Origin of the sequence: Pseudodesulfovibrio sp., from assembly GCF_028692895.1 — a bacterium.
Classification (GTDB): domain Bacteria; phylum Desulfobacterota; class Desulfovibrionia; order Desulfovibrionales; family Desulfovibrionaceae; genus Pseudodesulfovibrio.
In genome coordinates, this window is record NZ_JAQUWN010000047.1 from 1 (window position 1) to 18,876 (window position 18,876).

An 18,876-nucleotide genomic window follows, 5' to 3' on the forward strand; every position below is an offset into this window, starting at 1 on the left:
GGAAGGGGGAGAGGCGACCCTTTTCAAAGGGTCCCTCTCCCCCTTCCCCCGGCCGCCGGAGGCAACATCCGCCTACAGCTTCGGCCGGGGCATGGGGGCCAGGTTGCGCTCCAGGCAGGCGGCCACGGAGAGCATCTGCGCCTCCTCGAAGGGGCGGCCCATGAGTTGGAGGCCCACCGGCATTCCGGAGTCCGCGCCAAGGCCCACGGGCAGGCTCATGCCCGGCAGCCCGGCCAGGTTGAGCGAGATGGTGAAGATGTCCATGAGGTACATCTGGAGCGGGTCGGCCTTGTCACCCGCCTTGAAGGCCGTGGTCGGGCAGACCGGCCCGGCGATGAGGTCGCATTGGGTGAAGGCCTTGTCGAAGTCCTGGCGCAGCAGGCGGCGGACCTTGGCGGCCTTGTTGTAGTAGGCGTCGTAGTAGCCGGAGGAGAGCACGTAGGTGCCGATGATGATCCGGCGCTGCACCTCGTCGCCGAACCCTTCGGTCCGGCTCTTGGTGTACATGTCGATGAGCTCGTCGGCATGGGCGGTGCGGTGGCCGAAGCGCACGCCGTCGAAGCGGGAGAGGTTGGAGGACGCCTCGGCCATGGCGATGATGTAATAGGTGGCGATGGCGTACTCGGTCAGGGATAGCTCCAGGGGCACGGTCTTGGCCCCCAGGGCGACCATCTTGTCCACGGCCGCGCGGCAGGCAGCCTCGACCTCCGGGTCCAGCCCCTCGCCCCAGTATTCCCTGGGCAGGCCAACGGTCACGCCGTCGAGGCTCTCACGGCCCAGCCCGGCCAGGTAGTCGGGCACGGGCTCGTCCACCGAGGTGGAGTCCTTGGGATCGTGGCCCGCGATGACCTGGAGCACGCGCGCGGCGTCCTCCACGGTGCGGGTCATGGGGCCCATCTGGTCCAGGGAGGAGCCATAGGCGATGAGTCCGAACCGGGAAACCCGGCCGTAGGTGGGCTTGAGGCCGACGATGCCGCAGAAGGAGGCGGGCAGGCGGATGGAGCCGCCGGTGTCCGTGCCCAGGGCCGCAAAGCACTGGCCCGCGGCCACGGACGCGCCGGAACCGCCCGAGGAGCCGCCGGGCACCCGCTCCGGGTCCCAGGGGTTGCCGGTCTGGAAATAGGCGGAGTTCTCGGTGGAGGAGCCCATGGCGAACTCGTCCATGTTGGCCTTGCCGATGAGGATGGCCCCGGCCTCCTTGAGCCTGGTCACGGCCGTGGCGTCGAAGAAGGGAACGAAGTTGTCCAGAATCCTGGAGGCGCAGGTGGTGCGCACGCCCTTGGTGGTCAGCAGGTCCTTGAGGACGACAGGCACGCCCCACAGGGGCTTCTTCGGGTCCGGCCCCCCGGCGTCCATGGTCTCGGCCTGTTTGAGGGCGTCCTCGCCCATGACCGTAATCAGGGCCTTGATCTTCGGCTCGGTGGCCTCGATGCGCTCCAGGCAGGCGCGCACGGCGTCCACGGCCTTGACCTCGCCGCCCTGGAGCAGCCCGGCCAGCTCGGCCAACGTCTTGGTATGCAGTTCAGACATTGAAATTCCTGAATGGGATGAAGGGATTAGACGATCCTGGGCACGATGAAGAACTGGCCGTCCCGCTCGGGCGCATTGGCCAGGATCTCCTCGCGGGCGTAGTCCTTGCGCACCTCGTCCTTGCGCAGCACGGTGGTGTGTTTGACCGGGCTGTACATGGGCTCGACGTCGGCCGTATCCAGCTCGCCCAGCTTGTCCATGTAGGCGAGAATGTCGCCGAGCTGTCCGGCGAAGAGCTCCACCTTGTCCGCGGGCAGGTCGAGACGCGCGAGCCGCGCCACCTTGGCCACTTCCTCGGGGCTGATTTTCATTTTCCTGCTCCTTGTGTCGTCGGGGGCCGGGTCCGGCCGCCGCTTCAGAATACGCTCTGTTCCTTTTTGGCCTTTTCCTCTTCCTTGCGCTTCTCGTAGGCATCCAGCCGTTTTGCGCGCCGGGCCTTGGCCTGGGCGATGCGGGCGGAGACCTTGTCGGCGTTGACCAGCTCCTTGCCGTTCTGCACCGGGCTGAAGAGGAAGAGGTCCTGGCTGGCCACGCCCCGCTCGTTCCAGGTCAGGCGGGCCATGCTGAAATCCATGGTCTGGGCGGCCTGGATGCGCTTGTTGACCAGCTCCGGCGTCCAGCCGGACGGCAGGGTGCCGATGCGCCCGGCGAACCGGATGAAGTCGTAGCCCAGCGCCACCCAGAAATCGGCCTGCCCGAGTCCCTCGTCGGTGAGGGCGCTCTGGAGGGCGTGGCCGCCGTCGCTGGCCGCCCACCACGCGCCGGGGCACACGGCCAGCCGGTAGTAATGCTCGTCGATGCCCTTGGCCCCGTCCAGGGCGCGGGACCACAGGCCGGGACCGAGGAAGACCAGTTGGTCGCCCTCGTAGAAGAAGAAGTTGGGCAGCAGGGTCTGGGCCTGGCGCCAGCCGTCGGGCAGGAAGACCGCGCCGAAATCGGGCGGCGGCAGCGGCTCGTCCTTGATGTCGCTGAAATTGGCCGGGACCTTGAGCAGCTTGCCCACGCTCTTGGCCCACTGCTTGAGGTTGTCCGCCGGATAGCCCTGCATGCCCCGGATGCGGCCGCCCAGCGGGGCCGCCTCGTCGTAGAAGATGCGGGCCATGGTCCGGCCGAACTTTTCCTCGGGATAGAAGATGGCCAGGTTCTTGATGCCCAACTGGTCCACGGCCAGGCGGACCAGGGAGCGAACCTCGTCGCTGCGGCTGGTGAAGAACCGCCACGCGTCCCTGCCCTCCTCCAGGTCGCCCAGGGAGGCCAGGAAAGTAAAGAAGGCGCGCTGGTCGAGCACGCGCTGGCCCACCGGAGCGGACTGGGCGAGGCGCTTGAAGGCCGAGACCTGGAGCGGGCCGCCCACAACGGTGTAGTGGCTCGGGAGCGCGGCCAGCCGCTTCTCCCAGCCCGGGGCCTCGGTGTTGACGACCTTGATGTCCACGTCCGTGCCGTCCTGAGCCAGCCGCCACTGGGCCAGGCCCGCGCCGCGCAGGATCTTGATGCCCACCGGGCCGTAGGGGCCTGTCAGCGGCAGGGCCAGGGCCACGCCCACGCGGGGCATGCCGTAGCGCGCCTCCAGCTCGGCCAGCCGGGTCCGGAGCGGGACGAGGTCGGCCAGGTCGCCGCTCCCGGCCACGTTGCGCAGGGTGCGCCAGTTGACGGACCACGCCTCCTTGTTCCCGGCCTGGCGGACGCCCCGCTCGAAGGCGACCAGGGCGTAGGGGAACTTGAGCTGGTCCTCGGCGGTGACGCCCTTGGCCAGGTCGTCCACACCCGTGTCGTCCAGCTTTTCCAGCCGTTCGCGGAAGGCCTGCTCCATCCCGGTCCGGGCCGTGAGGTCCGGGGCCTGGGCATAGAAGGAGCCGAGGACTTCCAGGGCGCGGGCCGCGTCGTCGCGGCCCGTGAAATAGGCGGAGTACCACAGGGCCGCGTCCTGGCGGGTGGCCCAGGGCAGATTGTCGGCCTTGAGCAGCCACTTGAGGTGGTTGTCCAGCCGCTCGCCCTTGCCCAGGGCGGCCATGGCGCCCAGGTAGGTCGTCTCCCAGGAGGCCCGGCCCAGGGCCGTGGTGTCCATGTTGGCCCAGGTCTCCAGGGCGATGCGCGCCTGGTGGTAATGGCCAAGGGCGTAGGCGGAGTCGGCGAGGTTGCCGTAAATGGCGGGCAGCTCGCTCTTCTCCAGGTCCTGGCGTTCGAGCAGCTTGGTATAGTAGAGCTCGGCGGCTTCATACCGCTTCGCCTTGAAGGCCGCGTCCGCCTCGACGAGGAGGTTGGGCGTGGAGAGCAGGTCCGTGCTCCGGATGGAGGGCCCGCGCTGGGCGCAGCCGGACAGGAACAGGGACAGGAGGGCGACCAGGGCGGCAAGGCGCAGGGCGGAGCGCAAGGCGGTCACTTTTCGGGATCGATACATGGCACGTTCCATTGCAGCAGAATTGGGCAGCCAGATAACTAAAAAAACCCGGCCCGCTTTGGCGGGCCGGGTAATGCTATACTTCGACTGAGCCGTGAAGGCAAGCCGGATTACTTGACTTCGGTGTAGTCGGCGTCGACCACGTCGTCGTCATCCTTGGGCTGCGCGCCCGGCTCCGGACCGGCGGAGGGTCCGCCGTGGGACTCGCCGCCCGGCTGACCGGCCTTCTGGGCGTAGAGCTGCTCGGCCAGATTGTGGGAGGCCTGGGCCAGCTCGTCGGTCTTGGTCTTGATCTCGTTCTCGTCGTCGCCCTCAAGCGCCTTCTTCAGGGCCGCGACCTTGGTCTCGATGTCCGCCTTGAGCGCGGAATCCACCTTGTCGCCGAGGTCGCGGATGGACTTCTCGGTGGTGTAGACCAGGGTGTCGGCATGGTTGCGGGCCTCGATGAGCGCCTGCTTCTTCTTGTCGTCCTCGGCGTGGGACTCGGCGTCCTTGACCATCTGGTTGATCTCGTCCTCGGACAGGCCGGAGGAAGCGGTGATCTGGATGGACTGCTCGCGGCCGGTGCCCATGTCCTTGGCGCCGACATGCACGATGCCGTTGGCGTCGATGTCGAAGGTGACCTCGATCTGCGGCACGCCGCGCGGCGCCGGCGGGATGCCGGAGAGCTCGAAGTTGCCGAGCAGCTTGTTGTCCGCGCTCATGGGCCGCTCGCCCTGGAAGACCCGGATGGAGACCGACGGCTGGTTGTCGGCCGCGGTGGTGAACACCTGGGACTTCTTGGTCGGGATGGTCGTGTTGCGCTCGATCAGGCGAGTCATCACGCCGCCCATGGTCTCGATGCCCAGCGACAGCGGGGTCACGTCGAGCAGCAGGACGTCCTTGACGTCGCCGGCCAGGATGCCGCCCTGGATGGCCGCGCCCATGGCCACGACCTCGTCCGGGTTCACGGAGCGGTTGGGCTCCTTGCCGAAGAAGGACTTCACCTTCTGCTGGACCAGGGGCATGCGGGTCATGCCGCCGACAAGGATGACCTCGTCGATGTCCGAAGCGGAGAGACCGGCGTCCTTGAGAGCCTTCTTGCACGGCTCCACGGTGCGGTCCACCAGGTCCTCGACCAGCTTTTCGAGCTTGCCGCGGCTGATCTTGACCATCATGTGCTTCGGGCCGTTCTGGTCGGCGGTGATGAACGGCAGGTTGACCTCGGTCTCCACGGAGCTGGAGAGCTCGTGCTTGGCCTTTTCGGCGGCTTCCTTGAGCCGCTGGAGGGCCATGCGGTCCTTGGCCAGGTCAATGCCGTTCTCCTTCTTGAACTCGTCCACCAGGTACTCGATGATCCGGTGGTCGAAGTCCTCGCCGCCGAGGAAGGTGTCGCCGTTGGTGGCGCGGACTTCCACGACGTTGTCGCCGACTTCCAGGATGGAGATATCGAACGTGCCGCCGCCGAGGTCGAAGACCGCGATCTTCTCGTTGGCCTTCCTGTCGAACCCGTAGGCCAGGGAGGCGGCCGTGGGCTCGTTGATGATGCGCTTGACCTCAAGGCCCGCGATCTTGCCCGCGTCCTTGGTGGCCTGGCGCTGGGAGTCGTTGAAGTAGGCCGGGACGGTGATGACCGCCTCGGTCACGGGCTCGCCAAGGTAGGTCTCGGCGTCCTTTTTCAGCTTCTGCAGAATCATGGCCGAGACTTCGGGCGGGCTGTACTTCTTGCCCGCGATCTCCACCCACGCGTCGTTGCCGTTGCCGGCCACGATCCGGTAGGGGCAATGCTCCTTCCACTTCGCGACCTCGGGCGCGCTCACGTTGCGGCCCATGAGCCGCTTGATGGCGAAGACGGTCTTTTCAGGGTTGGTGACGGACTGGCGTTTGGCGATGTCGCCAACCAGCCGCTCCTTGTCGGTGAAGGCGACGACGGACGGGGTGGTCCGGCCCCCTTCGGGGTTGGTGATGCATTTCGGATCCTTGCCCTCCATCACGTAGACGCAGGAGTTGGTGGTTCCGAGGTCGATCCCTATGATCTTGCCCATACTGTTTCCTCCTAAAGAATCTCTATTGCGTGCCGCGCCCCTGCGGCGTTCGTTTCGCTCTTTTTCCAATAATCACGCCACCGGGGTTGTAAAGTGGCGGACCGCAAAAAAAACCTTGCTAGGCCTTGTTGACCATGACCTTGGCCGGGCGCAGCAGACGGCCCTTGAGCAGGTAGCCGCCCTGCACCACCTGGGCGATGCGGTTGTCGTCCAGCCCCGCTTCCTCCACGGTGCCGACGGCCTCGTGAATCTCGGGGTTGAACTCCGCGCCGCGCGCGGCGTCCACCGCCACCAGGCCGTGGCCCTTGACGGCGTCCAGGAAGAGCTTGCGGGTCATCTCGACGCCGATGACGAAGTTCTTGCACGCGCCGTCCAGGTTGCCGGTGTGGGCCAGGGCGAGCTCCAGGTTGTCGAGCACGGGCAGCAGGTCGGCCAGGACCGACTCGCCCGCGTACTTCTTCATGTCCTCGCTCTCGCGCAGCAGCCGCTTCTTGACGTTCTCGGCGTCGGCCAGGGCGCGCAGGCGGACGTTTTCGGCCTCGCGGTGCACGTCGCAGCCGGGGCAGACCGACGCCTTGCACAGGGCCACCAGCTCGTCCTGGCTCAGGGAGACCTCGGCGTCGCGCCCGGCCTCGCCCTTGTCGGCGGCTTCATCCCGGCCGGCCTCGCCCTTGGCGGACGCCCCGAAAAGCGGGGATTCCTCTTCGAACAGGCCGTTGATGGGAACTTCGGTATTTTTCTTGTCGCTCATGGAATCCGTTTCCTTAACAATCTGGATTTGATCGAAAAAAGCCCCGCCCAAGCGGGGTATGCCTGACAAATAATCATGGGGGACGGGTTGTCAATAACCACAAACCCGTGAAAAGGGCGGAACGGCCAAGAAAAACGGCCGGGGATCAGATGCGGAACGACCCGTTCTCGTAGATCAGCCTCGGCTCGCCCGTCTTGAGCAGGGCCGTGACCCGCTTGGGCTGGGTGTTGACCAGGTCCCAGTGCAGGCCCGAGGCGTTGAAGCCGAGCTCATATTCCAGCTCGGGCGTGAGCAGCTCCGCCGGGCCCGTGTAGCTCTCCAGGACCGAGCCGCCCAGGGCCAGGTGGCAGTTGCCGTGCTCGCCGCCGAAGTTCTCGTCCAGCAGGGTGTGGGCCATGAACCGGTCCACGCGCGAGAAGCGCTTGTCCGTGAGCGAGAACTCGCCCACCCGGCGCGCCCCGGCGTCCAGGTAGAGCTGGCCCTGGAGGAAGGTCTCGCCCCGCGCCGCCTCCACCCGGGCCGCGATGCCGCCCGAGAAATCCAGGGACGCGCCCAGGACCAGGTGGCCGTGGCGCAGGGTCGGCTGGTCCGCGTAGTAGGTGCCCTCCACCCCGCGCGCGTCGGGCGCGAAATAGATTTCGTAGCCGGGGATGTTGGTGCCGGAGACGCCCAGGAACCGGCGGTTCTCGCCCACCGGGACCTTGAGGTTGACGTCCTCGGACTCCACGCGCAGGGAGCGGATGCCCATGGCCCCGAGCCAGTCGCAGACCTCGCCCGCCTCGCGCTCCAGCCGACGCCACTCGCGCACCGGGTCCGGCATGTTCAGCCAGCAGGCGCGGCCCAGGGCGCGGGCGTATTCCTCTATGGTCATGCCCGAGGCCTCGGCCAGGGCCGGGGTCGGATAGACGCAGGTGGTCCAGCCCAGGGAGCCGGTATAGCGGCGGCGGCGCAGGACGTCCTTGGTCGCCCCGTCGGCGCGGCCCGCCTCGGCGATGGTGCGCGGGTCCACGCCCTGAAGGTGGGTCAGGTCCTCGGGCGCGAGGATGGTGACGATGCCCGCGGCGCGGGCGTAGAGCTCGGCCAGGCCGGGCTGCTGGAACAGGAGCTGGCCGTAGCTGGCGTTGAGGTAGCGCTCGGCCTCCATGTAGGGCGTGGGCCGGGCCATGGCCACGGGCATGAAGTGGCCGTCCATGAGCCGGGAATAGACCGCCTCGGCCAGGGCCAGGCCGGGGATGTCGTAGCGGATGACCACCACGTCCTTCTTTTTGAGGGGCTCGCGGCGGGACTTGTTCAGGGCCCAGACCAGGACCTCGGCGTAATTTTCGATGTCGACGGCGTCGAAGAGCGGCACGGTTCCTCCGGTTTGCCCCCGAAGATAGGGCCGGCCGGCCGCCTTGGCAAATTCTTTCCGAGACCGACCGCCGGTTTTGACAAACATTCCGGCCGGTCGTACACCGGTCCCATGCCCGTGCTGCCCGTGCCCGACTACCGCCCCGCTCCCCCGTTCCGCCGCGCCCACCTCTCGACGCTCTATCCGACGCTGCTGCGCCCGTCCCCGCTCTTCGGGCCCATCCGCAAGGAGCGCGTGACCACCCCGGACAACGACTTCCTGACCATGGACGTCCACCCCTCCCGCGTCGGCAAAAGCCGCAAGGTGGCGATCATCTCCCACGGCCTGGAGGGCGACGCCCGGCGCAAGTACGTGGTGGGCATGGCCCGAGCGGCCACCGGCCTGGGGTTCGACGCGGCCTGCTGGAACCAGCGCGGCTGCGGCGGCGAGCCCAACCTCCTGCCCCGATCCTACCACTCGGGCGAGACCGGCGACCTGCACACCGTGGTCACCCACTGCCTGGCCTCGGGCCGCTACGACCAGGTCGTGCTCATCGGCTTCTCTATGGGCGGCAACCAGATCCTCAAGTACCTGGGCGAGGACCCGGACCGGGTTCCGGCCGGGGTCGCGGCGGCCGCCGTGTTCTCGGTGCCGTGCGACCTGGGCGGGTCGGAGCGGATGCTGGCCCGGCCTTCGCGGCGCATCTACGTGGAATATTTCATGCTCGGCCTGCGGGCCAAGGTGCGGGAAAAGGAGGCGCGCTTCCCGGACCAGGTGCCGCCCCACCTGCTGAGGGGGGTCTACACCCTGCGCGAGTTCGACAACCGCTACACCGCGCCCTACCACGGCTTCGCCGACGCGGCGGACTACTACGCCCGCGCCTCCAGCCTGCCGGTCCTCGGGGCCGTCCGGGTCCCGACCCTGCTGGTCAACGCGCGGAACGACCCCTTCCTGACGCCCGCCTGTTTTCCGGAGGAGGCGGCGCGCAACAATCCGAACCTGTTCCTGGAGACGCCGCGCTACGGCGGCCACGTGGGCTTCGTCGCCTCCGGCCTGGACAACGTCTACTGGTCGGAGCGGCGGGCGGCCGCCTTCCTGTCGGAACTGCCCGGCTAGCAGGTCCCGCGTTTTTTTGGGAAAACGGATCGGCATACCCCTCACGGGGCGTGGATTGCAACGAGAACATCAAAGCGCCGGAGGGAATGCGCCAACCAGGTCTTCCCCGGTGATCCGCGGAGCCGCCACGGACGGAAGGGCGTTGCCGATACAGGCGAACGGGCCGGAGACTACTCCGGCCCCTCCTTTTTTGCGTGCGCGGCCTCGCTATTCCAGCACGAGCCGGAAGTCCACGGAGATGAAATCGAAGACCACATGGTAGCCCAGGTGCTGGAAGAAGCGGGACGAGCCGTAGATGACGCCCCACTGGGTGCGGTCGAAATCGAGGTTGGCGATGACCGCGAGGCGACCGTCGGCCAGGTTGCGGATGTGGGCAGGAAAGGCGATCTCGTTCTCCGCGCCGCGCAGGGTGAGCACGCCCTGGAGCATGGCGTTGGGCCGGGTGGCCTCGCCCAGCTCGGCTATGCGGATGCGGGTGGTGGTGAAGGTCGCCTTGGGAAAGAGCGCGGTGAAGAAGAAGTCGTCGGACCGGAGGTGAGCTTCCAGCACCGGGTGGAGCTCGGCGCCCTCCAGGTCGAGGTTGCGCAGGGAGGCCATGTCCAGGGTGAAGGAGGCCGAGGGCTCGCCCGCGCCTTCCAGAAATCCGGAGGATACGGCGAGCAGGCCATAGTGGCCGCCGTTGTTGTTGCGCCCGGTCCAGCGGACCTCCGACTCCTGCGGCAGGACGCGGTAGGTCCTCGGCTCCAGGACCAGGGCCGGGTGCGGCGGCTCCACCTCGCCGGGGGCATCGCCCTCCAGGGCGTGCCCGGCCGCGCGCCAGGCCTCCAGGCCGCCCAGGAACACGGCCACGTCGGCGTAGCCCGCGCGCTGGAGCTTTTCGGCCGCGCACCGGCAGTCGCCGGACCTCGGCCCGGCCCCGTAGAGGACCACGGACGCGCCCTTGTCCGGCGCGAGCGCGGCCATGGCGTCCGGGAAGGCCACCTCGTACACGCAGGCGTTGACCGCGCCGGGGATGTGCCGGGCGGCGAAGTGCTCGGGCGGCAGGGTGTCCACAAGGACGCCCCCGCCCCGCTCCAGGAACCGGCGTACGCCGTCCGCGTCCAAACGCTTGACCAGGGTCTCCATGCCGCCTCCTCGGTTTCGGGGATGACTTTGGCCCCAGCCTAACACGAACCGGCCGTTGCGCAACAGGAAATTCGGACAAGGGGTGACGAAGGGGGCGGCCTGTGGCACAACGGAGGCCGGAGCGCGCCGCGCCCTGCCCGCCAACCCGGAAACCGATGGAGAAACCATGGCCCTGCACGAAAAGGACACCATCCGCCACCGCCTGCTCGACGACGTCTTCGCGGCCGACGACCTCTCGGTCCGGCTGCCCAGGTACCGCTTTCCCGACGCCGAGAGCGCGCCCCGCCACGTCTACCAGGTGGTGCACGACGAGCTGATGCTGGACGGCAACGCCCGCCAGAACCTGGCCACGTTCTGCCAGACCTGGGCCGAGCCCGAGGTGCGCCGGATCATGAACGAGTGCCTGGACAAGAACATGATCGACAAGGACGAATACCCGCAGACGGCCGAGCTGGAGGCGCGCTGCGTGCACATGCTGGCCGACCTGTGGCGCGCCCCGGACGGCCGCAACTCCACGGGCTGCTCCACCACCGGGTCCAGCGAGGCGGCCATGCTCGGCGGCCTGGCGCTGAAGTGGCGCTGGCGGGAGAAACGCCGCGCGGCCGGGCTCCCCACGGACCGGCCCAACCTGGTCTGCGGCCCGGTCCAGGTCTGCTGGCACAAGTTCGCCCGCTACTGGGACGTGGAGCTGCGCGAGGTTCCCATGGCGCGGGACCGGCTCATCCTCACGCCCGAGGAGGTGGTGGCCCGCTGCGACGAGAACACCATCGGCGTGGTGCCCACCCTGGGCGTGACCTTCACCTGCCAGTACGAGCCGGTGGCGGCCATCTGCGCCGCCCTGGACGAATTGCAGGCGCGCACGGGCCTCGACGTGCCGGTGCATGTGGACGCGGCCAGCGGGGGGTTCGTGGCCCCGTTCGCCGAGCCCGAGCTGGACTGGGATTTCCGGCAGGCGCGCGTGGTCTCCATCAACAGCTCGGGCCACAAGTACGGGCTCGCGCCGCTCGGGGTGGGCTGGGTGGTCTGGCGCGACGCGACGCACCTGCCCGAGGACCTGGTCTTCCGGGTCAACTACCTGGGCGGCGACATGCCCACCTTCGCCCTGAACTTCTCCCGCCCCGGCGGCCAGATCGCGGCCCAGTACTACAACTTCCTGCGCCTGGGGCGCGAGGGCTACCGCCGCATCCACCAGGCCTGCCGCGACACGGCCCGCGAGCTGGCCGGGGCCATCGCCGGGATGGGCCCGTTCCGGGTCATCCACGACGGCGCGGGCGGGCTCCCGGCCGTGAGCTGGTCCCTGGCCGGGGACCGGGACCACGGCTACACCCTCTACGACCTCTCGGACCGGCTGCGCACGCGCGGCTGGCAGGTGGCGGCCTATGCCATGCCGCCGGACCGCGAGGACCTGGTGGTCATGCGCGTCCTGGTGCGCCACGGTTTTTCCCGCGACCTGGGCGACCTTTTCGCTTCGGACCTGCGGCGGTGCCTGGACTACTTCGGGCGCAACCCGGTCACCGTTCCGCTGACCGAGGCCGAGGCGGGCGGCTACAGCCACTCGAAGTGACCGTCCGGCGCTATTTGCGGATGTCGAGCTCGCGCTTCTTGGTGTAGACGAAACGGACCAGTTCGTACTCGAAGGGCGACCCGGTCTTGTGGTAGCGAAAGGGGATGTTGGCGCGCATGTTCAAGGCGCGGATGGCCAGCTCGCCCAGGGTCCAGTTCCAGTTGTCGTTGATGCCCAGGGTCTTGTAGACGGTCTTCATCTCCCACCACAGCAGCATGAAGTCGCCGCCGAAGCCCACGGTGTCGCGCAGGTTGGACGGGCCGAAGAAGGGCATGACGAAATAGGGCCCGTTGCCCACGCCCCAGACGCCGAGGGTCTGGCCGAAGTCCTCCTCCTGCCGCCTCAGCTTCGGGTTGTTGGAGGCCAGGTCGAAGAGCCCGCCCAGGCCAAAGGTGGAGTTTATCAGGAACCGGCCGGTGGTGATGGCGGATTTCCTCATCTTGCCCTGAAGCAGGCAGTTGGTCAGTACGCCGACCTCGTTGAGGTTGCGGATGACGTTCTTGACCCCGGTGCGCGCGGGCGAGGGGACCACCGTGGTGTAGACGTCGGTGGCCGGGAGCATGAAATAGTCGTCGAACGCGGCGTTGAAGGAATAGATGTTGCGGTTCAGGGGCTCCCACGGGTCGTAGACGTCCATCACCGCGAAGCCGCTGGAGCCGCAGGTGTCGGGCCAGTGGTTGGCCTCGGTGCGGAACCCGCTGGGAGCCAGGGTCAGCGCCGGGTCCACCTGCCGGAGCACGGACGGGCCGCAGCCCGCCAGGGCCAGGAGCAGGACGGCCCACAGGGCCGTGAGGATCGGGAGCCTGCGCGCGGTCATGACTTCATCATCTCCAGCATGGCTTCCACGAAGGGACCGTACATCATGTTGCCGCAGTGCCCGCCCGTGGGGAAGAAACGGGCGCGCCCGCCGAACACGTCCTTCAGGAAGCGCACGTCGTTCCCGTTCAGGATGACGTCGTCGAGGTTGCCGATGAGAACCACGTTGTCCGCGTTCTTGAGCCAGGTCCGGATGGGATACAGGCTGCACTGCTGAATCATGGAATAGCGATCCATGGACGGGTCCACGTAGCGGAGGTACGGCAGGAGGTATTCGTCCATGTACTCCTCGAAGCTGATCTCGAAGGCGGCCTCGGCATAGTCCATGAGCGGGTCGCCCGTGGCCAGGGGATAGCGGTCCGGGGGCACCAGGTATCCGGCCTGGAGGCAGACGTCCGAGGAAAAGATCATGGCCGTGGACGAGAGGCGGAAGTCGACCCCGATGAGGGCGCGCAGGTCCGTGGCGTCGAAGTCCACCTGGGTGACCAGGTCATAGAGGAAATTGTCGTCGAAGTCCGTGATGTTGGTCTGCTCGTAGTAGTCGGAGAAGAGCTTGACGAACCGCTCGATCTGCTGGTGGACGGTCCGGCCGCCCAGGTTCTCGGGCCCGAGCCAGGCGTCGATGCGCTTTACCGAGTGATAGAGGCTGACCGGCGGGTTGATGAGCAGGACCTTCCTGAAATCGAAGTCGTGGCGCTCGGCGTCCATATGGGCCAGATGGGCGGCGTGCATGGCCCCGAGGCTGTAGCCGGTGACGGAGTAGCCGCTCACCTTGCACTCCCCGGCCAGTTCCTCCTTGATCCAGCGCATGGCCCGGTAGAGGTCCTTCACGTCGTAGGGCACGTAGCCGGGCACGGCGTGCTCGGACATGGAGATGATGAAATTCATGTGCGTGGGCGAGGACAGGGCCACCACATGGTATCCGGCGCTGTAGAATGCGCGGGTCAGGAAGTCCATCTTCTTGGAGTCGTGCTCCGCCCCGGTGCCCGCGATGATGAATACCAGCGGGGCCTCCTCCTTGTGCAGGGCCGTGGAGTAATACATGTCGGAGCTGTAGGAGAAGACCGAGGGCACGCGGCGGCCCTTGACGCGCAGGGCCCGCGTCTTGATCGTCACCGGCTTGAATTTACGATAGATTTCCGTTGGCGGCGTGCCGTAGACCGTGGCCTTGATCGGATCGGCGAAGGGGTAGCCGTAACCCCCGGCCGCCGAGGACGCGGCGGACAGCAGGAGGATGAGGAGTGACAAGGCGGCAATGCTTCGCATGGTACGGTCGGGAAGTTCTTACCTTCTTTTTCTGATTTTGCAAACCGTTGCAAACCGCGTGCCCTCCCCCGGACCGGATCGGGCGGACGCAAAAAAAGGGGGGAGCCCCCGCAGAGACTCCCCCCGGCCGTGACGGCCTTCCGGTTATTCAAACAGCGTGAGATACTCGCCGTACCCTTCCTTTTCCATCTCCTCCCTGGGGATGAAGCGCAGGGAGGCGGAATTGATGCAGTAGCGCAGCCCGCTCGGGCCGGGACCGTCCTCGAAGACATGCCCCAGATGGGAATCCGCTCCCCGGCTGCGCACCTCGGTGCGGGTCATGCCGAGGCTCCCGTCCCGCCGCTCGGTGACGCGCTCCTCCCCGATGGGCCGGGTGAAGCTCGGCCAGCCCGAGCCGGAGTCGAACTTGTCCCGGCTGGAAAAGAGCGGCTCGCCCGAGACCACGTCCACGTAGATGCCCTCGCGATGGTTGTCCCAATAGGCGTTGTCAAAAGGCGGCTCGGTGCCGCACGCCTGGGTGACGCGGTACTGGAGCGGGCTGAGGGCCCGGCGCACGGCCTCGTCGTCGGGCCGGGCGTATGTCTTGGCCCCGTCCGGCTTCGCGGCGGCCTCGGGCTTCGCCGCGCCGCCCCAGGTCTTCTCGATGTACCGGTCGCGGCCCGAAAAGTGACGATAGGCCTTGTAGCGCACCGGGCAGGTCCGGGCGTAATCCTGATGGTAGGCCTCCGCCGGGTAGAAAGTGGTGAAGGGCAGCACTTCTGTGGCCACCGGGCCGCCCAGGCGGCCGGACGCCTCCAGGGCCTTCCGCGAAGCCTCGGCTTCCGCGCGCTGCGCCTCGGAGTGGTAGAAGACGGCCGAGGTGTACTGGAACCCCCGGTCCCCGAAGGAGCCGCCCGCGTCCGTGGGGTCGAAGTGCTTCCAGTAGTAGTCGAGCAGCGCGCCGTAGCCGATCTCCGCCGGGTCGAAGGTGACCTGCACGGCCTCGCGGTGGCCGGTGGCGTGGGCGCTGACCTGCTCGTAGGTCGGGTCGGGCTCGGTCCCGCCCGCGTAGCCGGACACCACGTCCAGCACGCCGGGCAGTTTTTCCAGATCGGATTCAAGACACCAGAAACAGCCCCCCGCCAGGGTGGCGATCTCGGTTTTTCCTGTGGTCATATCGTCTCCCCCGAAGGCCGCACGGCCCGCGCCAAAGAGCGCGGCCAGGCAGAGCAGCAGCCCCGCGCACCACGCCATCGCCCGTTTCGCGTCCATACACGCCTCCTTTTGTTGTTAGGAATCATTCCTCGATAAATAGACATCGCCGACGGCGTGTCAAGCGCGTCCGCCGGGCGGCGGACGGATTGCCAACGGGACGGGAACCGGGTTATGGAGGAGGCAACCAAACTCATCCGTCCGCCAAGGAGTGCCCATGCCCCCTTCCCCGCTCGACGTCAGAGGCGTGAACCTGGACAAGATCCGCAACCGCAACGAGCGGCGCGTCGCCCGGTTCATGGCCGAGATCATGGACGACTATTACGAGGACTATCTTTTCGAGCAGCTCGACATCGAGGACGTCTACGCCCTGACCCTGAACCTGCTCCCCTCCCGCTACGTGCAGAAGGGGACCATCGTGCTCCAGGACCGGCTCTCGGATTTCGAGATCAAGAGCAAGATCCGCGAGGCCATCGAGCGCGTGCTGGAGAATCCCACCCGGTCGGAATGACCCGGCCGCCAATACGACGGGAAGCGCCCCGGTCTCCCTTGGGAGGCCGGGGCGCGTTGCGTTCCGCTTCGTGCGGGGGGCTAGGACGCCTGGCCGCCCCGCTTCTCCATGCCGATGACGAACATGAGCAGCGCGGGGATGACGAAGATGGTGAAGACCGTGGACAGGGCCAGGCCGCCCAGCACCACCGCGCCCAGGCCGCGATACAGCTCCGAGCCGGGGCCGGGGGCGATGGCCAGGGGCAACATGCCGAACACCGAGGTGGCGGCCGACATGTAGATGGGCCGCAGCCGGGTCCGCGTGGCCTCGACCACGGCCGCCTTGTGTTCCATGCCGTGCTCGCGGATGTTGTTGAGCGACTGGTGGACGATGAGGATGGCGTTGTTGACCACCACGCCGATGAGGATGACGAAGCCGAGCATGGTCAGGATGTCCAGCGGCTGCGGGGCGATGAACCAGTTCTCCAGCTTGAGGCCCAGGAACCCGCCCGCCCCGGCCAGGGGCACGGTGAACAGGATGATGAGCGGATAGATGAAGTTGCCGAAGAGCGCGGACATGAGCAGGTAGGTGATGACCACGGCCAGCAGGAAGTTCCACTGCAGGGCCTGGCGGGTCACGGTCAGCTTGTCCGCCGCGCCGGAGAGGCGCACCGAGACGTCGTCCAGCAGCCCCATCTGGCGCACGCCGGGGACCAGCTTGTTCTGAATGATCTCCATGGCCTCCTCAAGGGGCATGGACATGGGCGGCGTCACCTGAAGCGAGACGGTGCGCTTGCGTTCCAGATGGCGGATTTCGTTCATGGAGTTGGTACGCCGCATGTCCGCCAGCGAGCTGACGGGCACGGCCCAGCCGTTGGGCACGGCGATGAGCGAGCCGTAGAGCTCCTCGGGCGTGGTCACGTCCTGGGGCGAGCCCTTGAGGATCAGGTCGATCTTCTTTTTGCCCTCTTCCTTGAAGTCGCCGATGTTGCGGCCGTCGAGGATGACGTCGATGGCCGTGCCGAGCCCCTGAGTGGTCATGCCCGCCGCGCGCACGCGGTCCCGCTCGGGAACGAAGCGCACCTCGGGATAGAGCAGCTCCAGCGACGGCACGGGCCGGATCTGCGAGCCCGGAATCTCCTTCATGGCCATGCCGAACATGGTCCCGGCGGCGGCCACGATCTTCTCCAGGTCCGTGCCCGAAAAGTCCACCTCCACCACGCGCCCCTTGCCCAGCCCGAGCTCGAAAATGGAGGCCTGGAGCGACACGCCGTACATGCCGGGGATGGAGTTGATGATCCGGCTGAACAGCGGGGTCAGCTCGCCGCCGCGCTGCTCGTCCGTGGAGATGGCCCCGAACAGGTTGATGGTCGGCGCGGACACGTAGAAGATGTCGGCCACGCCCGGAAACCCGCCCACGTCCTTGTGCATGTGCGGGACCGTCTGGTCGTAGACGTAGTGGCCGATGTCCAGCCGCTCCTCGTAGGAGAGGCCGGGCGGCGGGATCAGGATGTTGATGATCAGGTTGCGGTTGCCCTGGGGCAGGTATTCCATCTTGGGAAAGAAAATCCAGACCAGGAGCACCGAGGCGAGCGTCAGGCTGCCCACGGTGACGATCCGGTTCAGCGGCCTGTCGATGGCCAGGTTCAGCAGGGCCGTGATCCGGTCCGCCAGCCGGGAGCCGATGCGCGTCACCGGCACCATGGCCCGCTTGACCAGCGAGAGGGTGGCGGGCTTGCGCGGCCCGCCCTGGGCCTCGGCCGCAGCCCGCCGCTTTGCGGCCATGCCCAGGAACTGGCGGGCCAGCATGGGGATGACCAGCAGGGACACGACCATTGACAGGATGATGGCGCAGGTGACGGCGATGGCGATGTCCTTGAAGAGCTGGCCCGCCTCCTGCTGCATGAAGACCACGGGCAGGAACACGGCCACGGTGGTCAGGGTGGAGGCCAGGACCGCGCCCCAGACCTCGCGGGCCCCGTCGTAGGCCGCGTCCAGCGGCCCCTTGCCCATGCCCCGGTGCCGATCGATGTTCTCCAGCACCACGATGGCGTTGTCCACCAACATGCCCACGGCGAACGAGATGCCCGCCATGGACACGACGTTGAGGGTCCGCCCGGCGGCCGCGAACATGATGAACGAGCCGACGATGGACACCGGGATGGACACGGCCACGATGATGGTGGCGGAAAACGACTGGAGAAAGACGAACAGGACGATGATGGCCAGAATCGAGCCGATCAGGATGTTCTGCTTGACCAGGTCGATGGCGCCGTTGATGTACGGCCGCTGGTCGTAGACCCACTCAAGGGTGATGCCGTTGTCCTTCATCACCCCGTCGTTGAGCGCCTGGACCACCTTGTGGACGTCGTCGGTCATGGACAGGACGTTGACGCCCGGCTCGGGCTTCACGCCCACGGCCATGCCGGGAATGCCGTTGTGCAGCATGGCCACGGTGGCCTTCTGGTGCCCGCGCCGGACCTCGGCCACGTCCGCGACCCGGACCCGGGTCGCGCCCGAGGAGTTGATGACGATGGACTCGATGTCCTCCGCGGAGCGGAAGTTGGCCGGGGTGCGCACGCGGTAGTCGCGTCGCCCCACGCCCATGTTGCCCGCCGAGATGGAGACGTTCTCGCTCTTGAGCACGGCCACCAGGTCGGGGATGGTCAGGTTGTAGGCCGCCAGCCGGACGGGATCGACAACGATCTGCATCTCGTCCTCCCGGCCGCCGCCCACGAAGAGCTCGGCCACGCCCTTGACGCGCTCCAGGTACTGGCGGACCTCGTTCTCGAAAAAGGTGCGGTAGGTGTTCACGTCCCGCTCGTTGCCCGGCAGGGTCCGGATCATCATCCAGATGACCGGCGAGGTGGACGCGCCCGTGGCCGAGACGATGGGCCGGTCCGCGCTGTCGGGATACTCGGGCACCTCGTCCAGCTTGTTGGTCGTGCGCAGGAGCGCGGTGTCGATGTCCGTGCCGATCTCGAACTTGAGGGAGAGCTCGGCGGTGCCGTTGTAGCTGGAGCTGTCCATCTCGATGAGGCCGGGGATGCCCTTGAGGACCTTCTCCTGCTCCTCGATGATGTCGCGCTCGATCTCGTAGGGGGTCGCGCCCTGCCAGTCGGTCTTGACCGTGATGATCGGCTCGGTGACGTTGGGCGAGAGCTGGTAGGGCAGCGTGAACAGGGCGATGGCCCCGAACATGACCACGAGGATCACGCCCACCAGCACGGCCACCGGCTTGTCTATGGCGGATTTGATGATCTGCATGGCGCTCCC

General features: G+C 67.3%; 14 protein-coding genes. 3 read left to right on the top strand and 11 right to left on the bottom strand.

Annotated features, from left to right (window positions below):
* Nucleotides 1-72 precede the first annotated feature (72 nt).
* The 6 genes from gatA to PHP91_RS11910 all read right to left on the bottom strand — a co-directional run bounded on the left by gatA (nt 73) and on the right by PHP91_RS11910 (nt 8,054).
* The gene (gene gatA / locus PHP91_RS11885; RefSeq protein ID WP_300140812.1) at nt 73-1,530 is read right to left on the bottom strand and encodes an Asp-tRNA(Asn)/Glu-tRNA(Gln) amidotransferase subunit GatA; all 1,458 of its coding nucleotides are present in this window, start codon (nt 1,528-1,530) and stop codon (nt 73-75) included.
* Between the two features lie 26 nt (nt 1,531-1,556).
* A complete protein-coding gene (gene gatC / locus PHP91_RS11890) occupies nt 1,557-1,841 on the bottom strand; it encodes an Asp-tRNA(Asn)/Glu-tRNA(Gln) amidotransferase subunit GatC (protein ID WP_300140814.1) in 285 nt (94 codons plus the stop codon).
* 44 nt (nt 1,842-1,885) lie between these two features.
* Complete coding sequence (locus PHP91_RS11895; protein ID WP_300140816.1) at nt 1,886-3,928, bottom strand: penicillin-binding protein activator; 2,043 nt, start codon at nt 3,926-3,928, stop codon at nt 1,886-1,888.
* A gap of 110 nt (nt 3,929-4,038) precedes the next feature.
* Entirely contained in the window at nt 4,039-5,952 is a 1,914-nt protein-coding gene (dnaK, locus tag PHP91_RS11900; protein WP_300140818.1) for a molecular chaperone DnaK, read from the bottom strand.
* A 118-nt stretch (nt 5,953-6,070) separates the two neighbouring features.
* The gene (locus PHP91_RS11905; protein WP_300140820.1) at nt 6,071-6,703 is read right to left on the bottom strand and encodes a nucleotide exchange factor GrpE; all 633 of its coding nucleotides are present in this window, start codon (nt 6,701-6,703) and stop codon (nt 6,071-6,073) included.
* A gap of 145 nt (nt 6,704-6,848) precedes the next feature.
* A complete protein-coding gene (locus PHP91_RS11910; RefSeq protein WP_300140822.1) occupies nt 6,849-8,054 on the bottom strand; it encodes an aminopeptidase in 1,206 nt (401 codons plus the stop codon).
* A 111-nt stretch (nt 8,055-8,165) separates the two neighbouring features.
* Here PHP91_RS11910 and PHP91_RS11915 point away from each other — a divergent pair, with 111 nt between their 5' ends.
* Nucleotides 8,166-9,149 carry an alpha/beta fold hydrolase gene (locus PHP91_RS11915; RefSeq protein ID WP_300140824.1) on the top strand — a complete coding sequence of 328 codons (984 nt, stop codon included), beginning with the start codon at nt 8,166-8,168 and terminating at the stop codon, nt 9,147-9,149.
* 207 nt (nt 9,150-9,356) lie between these two features.
* Here PHP91_RS11915 and PHP91_RS11920 read toward each other — a convergent pair whose 3' ends face one another.
* Entirely contained in the window at nt 9,357-10,274 is a 918-nt protein-coding gene (locus PHP91_RS11920) for a YceI family protein (protein WP_300140826.1), read from the bottom strand.
* 166 nt (nt 10,275-10,440) lie between these two features.
* Here PHP91_RS11920 and PHP91_RS11925 point away from each other — a divergent pair, with 166 nt between their 5' ends.
* A complete protein-coding gene (locus PHP91_RS11925) occupies nt 10,441-11,838 on the top strand; it encodes a glutamate decarboxylase (protein ID WP_300140828.1) in 1,398 nt (465 codons plus the stop codon).
* Between the two features lie 10 nt (nt 11,839-11,848).
* On the opposite strand, the gene PHP91_RS11930 is transcribed toward PHP91_RS11925, so the two are convergent.
* From PHP91_RS11930 to msrB, 3 genes are all read right to left on the bottom strand, one after another.
* Nucleotides 11,849-12,655, bottom strand: coding sequence for a VacJ family lipoprotein (locus tag PHP91_RS11930; RefSeq protein ID WP_300140830.1), 807 nt, complete (start codon nt 12,653-12,655; stop codon nt 11,849-11,851).
* Nucleotides 12,652-13,920, bottom strand: a complete 1,269-nt coding sequence (locus PHP91_RS11935; protein WP_300140832.1) for an alpha/beta fold hydrolase — start codon at nt 13,918-13,920, stop codon at nt 12,652-12,654. The genes PHP91_RS11930 and PHP91_RS11935 overlap by 4 nt, the downstream gene beginning before the upstream one ends.
* Before the next feature lie 144 nt (nt 13,921-14,064).
* Nucleotides 14,065-15,171, bottom strand: a complete 1,107-nt coding sequence (msrB, locus tag PHP91_RS11940; RefSeq protein WP_366141564.1) for a peptide-methionine (R)-S-oxide reductase MsrB — start codon at nt 15,169-15,171, stop codon at nt 14,065-14,067.
* Nucleotides 15,172-15,328: 157 nt separating this feature from the next.
* On the opposite strand from msrB, the gene PHP91_RS11945 reads away from it, so the two are divergent.
* Nucleotides 15,329-15,622: a late competence development ComFB family protein gene (locus tag PHP91_RS11945; RefSeq protein WP_300140834.1), complete on the top strand. Its 294-nt coding sequence runs from the start codon at nt 15,329-15,331 to the stop codon at nt 15,620-15,622.
* 80 nt (nt 15,623-15,702) lie between these two features.
* Here PHP91_RS11945 and PHP91_RS11950 read toward each other — a convergent pair whose 3' ends face one another.
* Complete coding sequence (locus PHP91_RS11950) at nt 15,703-18,867, bottom strand: efflux RND transporter permease subunit (RefSeq protein ID WP_300140836.1); 3,165 nt, start codon at nt 18,865-18,867, stop codon at nt 15,703-15,705.
* Nucleotides 18,868-18,876: the final 9 nt, after the last annotated feature.

Excerpts from the sequence above, each read along its gene's own strand:
- gatA (WP_300140812.1), bottom strand. The coding sequence starts at position 1,530 with ATGTCTGAACTGCATACCAAGACGTTGGCCGAGCTGGCCGGGCTGCTC.
- gatC (WP_300140814.1), bottom strand. The coding sequence starts at position 1,841 with ATGAAAATCAGCCCCGAGGAAGTGGCCAAGGTGGCGCGGCTCGCGCGT.
- PHP91_RS11895 (WP_300140816.1), bottom strand. The coding sequence starts at position 3,928 with ATGTATCGATCCCGAAAAGTGACCGCCTTGCGCTCCGCCCTGCGCCTT.
- dnaK (WP_300140818.1), bottom strand. The coding sequence starts at position 5,952 with ATGGGCAAGATCATAGGGATCGACCTCGGAACCACCAACTCCTGCGTC.
- PHP91_RS11905 (WP_300140820.1), bottom strand. The coding sequence starts at position 6,703 with ATGAGCGACAAGAAAAATACCGAAGTTCCCATCAACGGCCTGTTCGAA.
- PHP91_RS11915 (WP_300140824.1), top strand. The coding sequence starts at position 8,166 with ATGCCCGTGCTGCCCGTGCCCGACTACCGCCCCGCTCCCCCGTTCCGC.
- PHP91_RS11920 (WP_300140826.1), bottom strand. The coding sequence starts at position 10,274 with ATGGAGACCCTGGTCAAGCGTTTGGACGCGGACGGCGTACGCCGGTTC.
- PHP91_RS11925 (WP_300140828.1), top strand. The coding sequence starts at position 10,441 with ATGGCCCTGCACGAAAAGGACACCATCCGCCACCGCCTGCTCGACGAC.
- PHP91_RS11930 (WP_300140830.1), bottom strand. The coding sequence starts at position 12,655 with ATGACCGCGCGCAGGCTCCCGATCCTCACGGCCCTGTGGGCCGTCCTG.
- PHP91_RS11935 (WP_300140832.1), bottom strand. The coding sequence starts at position 13,920 with ATGCGAAGCATTGCCGCCTTGTCACTCCTCATCCTCCTGCTGTCCGCC.
- msrB (WP_366141564.1), bottom strand. The coding sequence starts at position 15,171 with ATGGACGCGAAACGGGCGATGGCGTGGTGCGCGGGGCTGCTGCTCTGC.
- PHP91_RS11945 (WP_300140834.1), top strand. The coding sequence starts at position 15,329 with ATGCCCCCTTCCCCGCTCGACGTCAGAGGCGTGAACCTGGACAAGATC.
- PHP91_RS11950 (WP_300140836.1), bottom strand. The coding sequence starts at position 18,867 with ATGCAGATCATCAAATCCGCCATAGACAAGCCGGTGGCCGTGCTGGTG.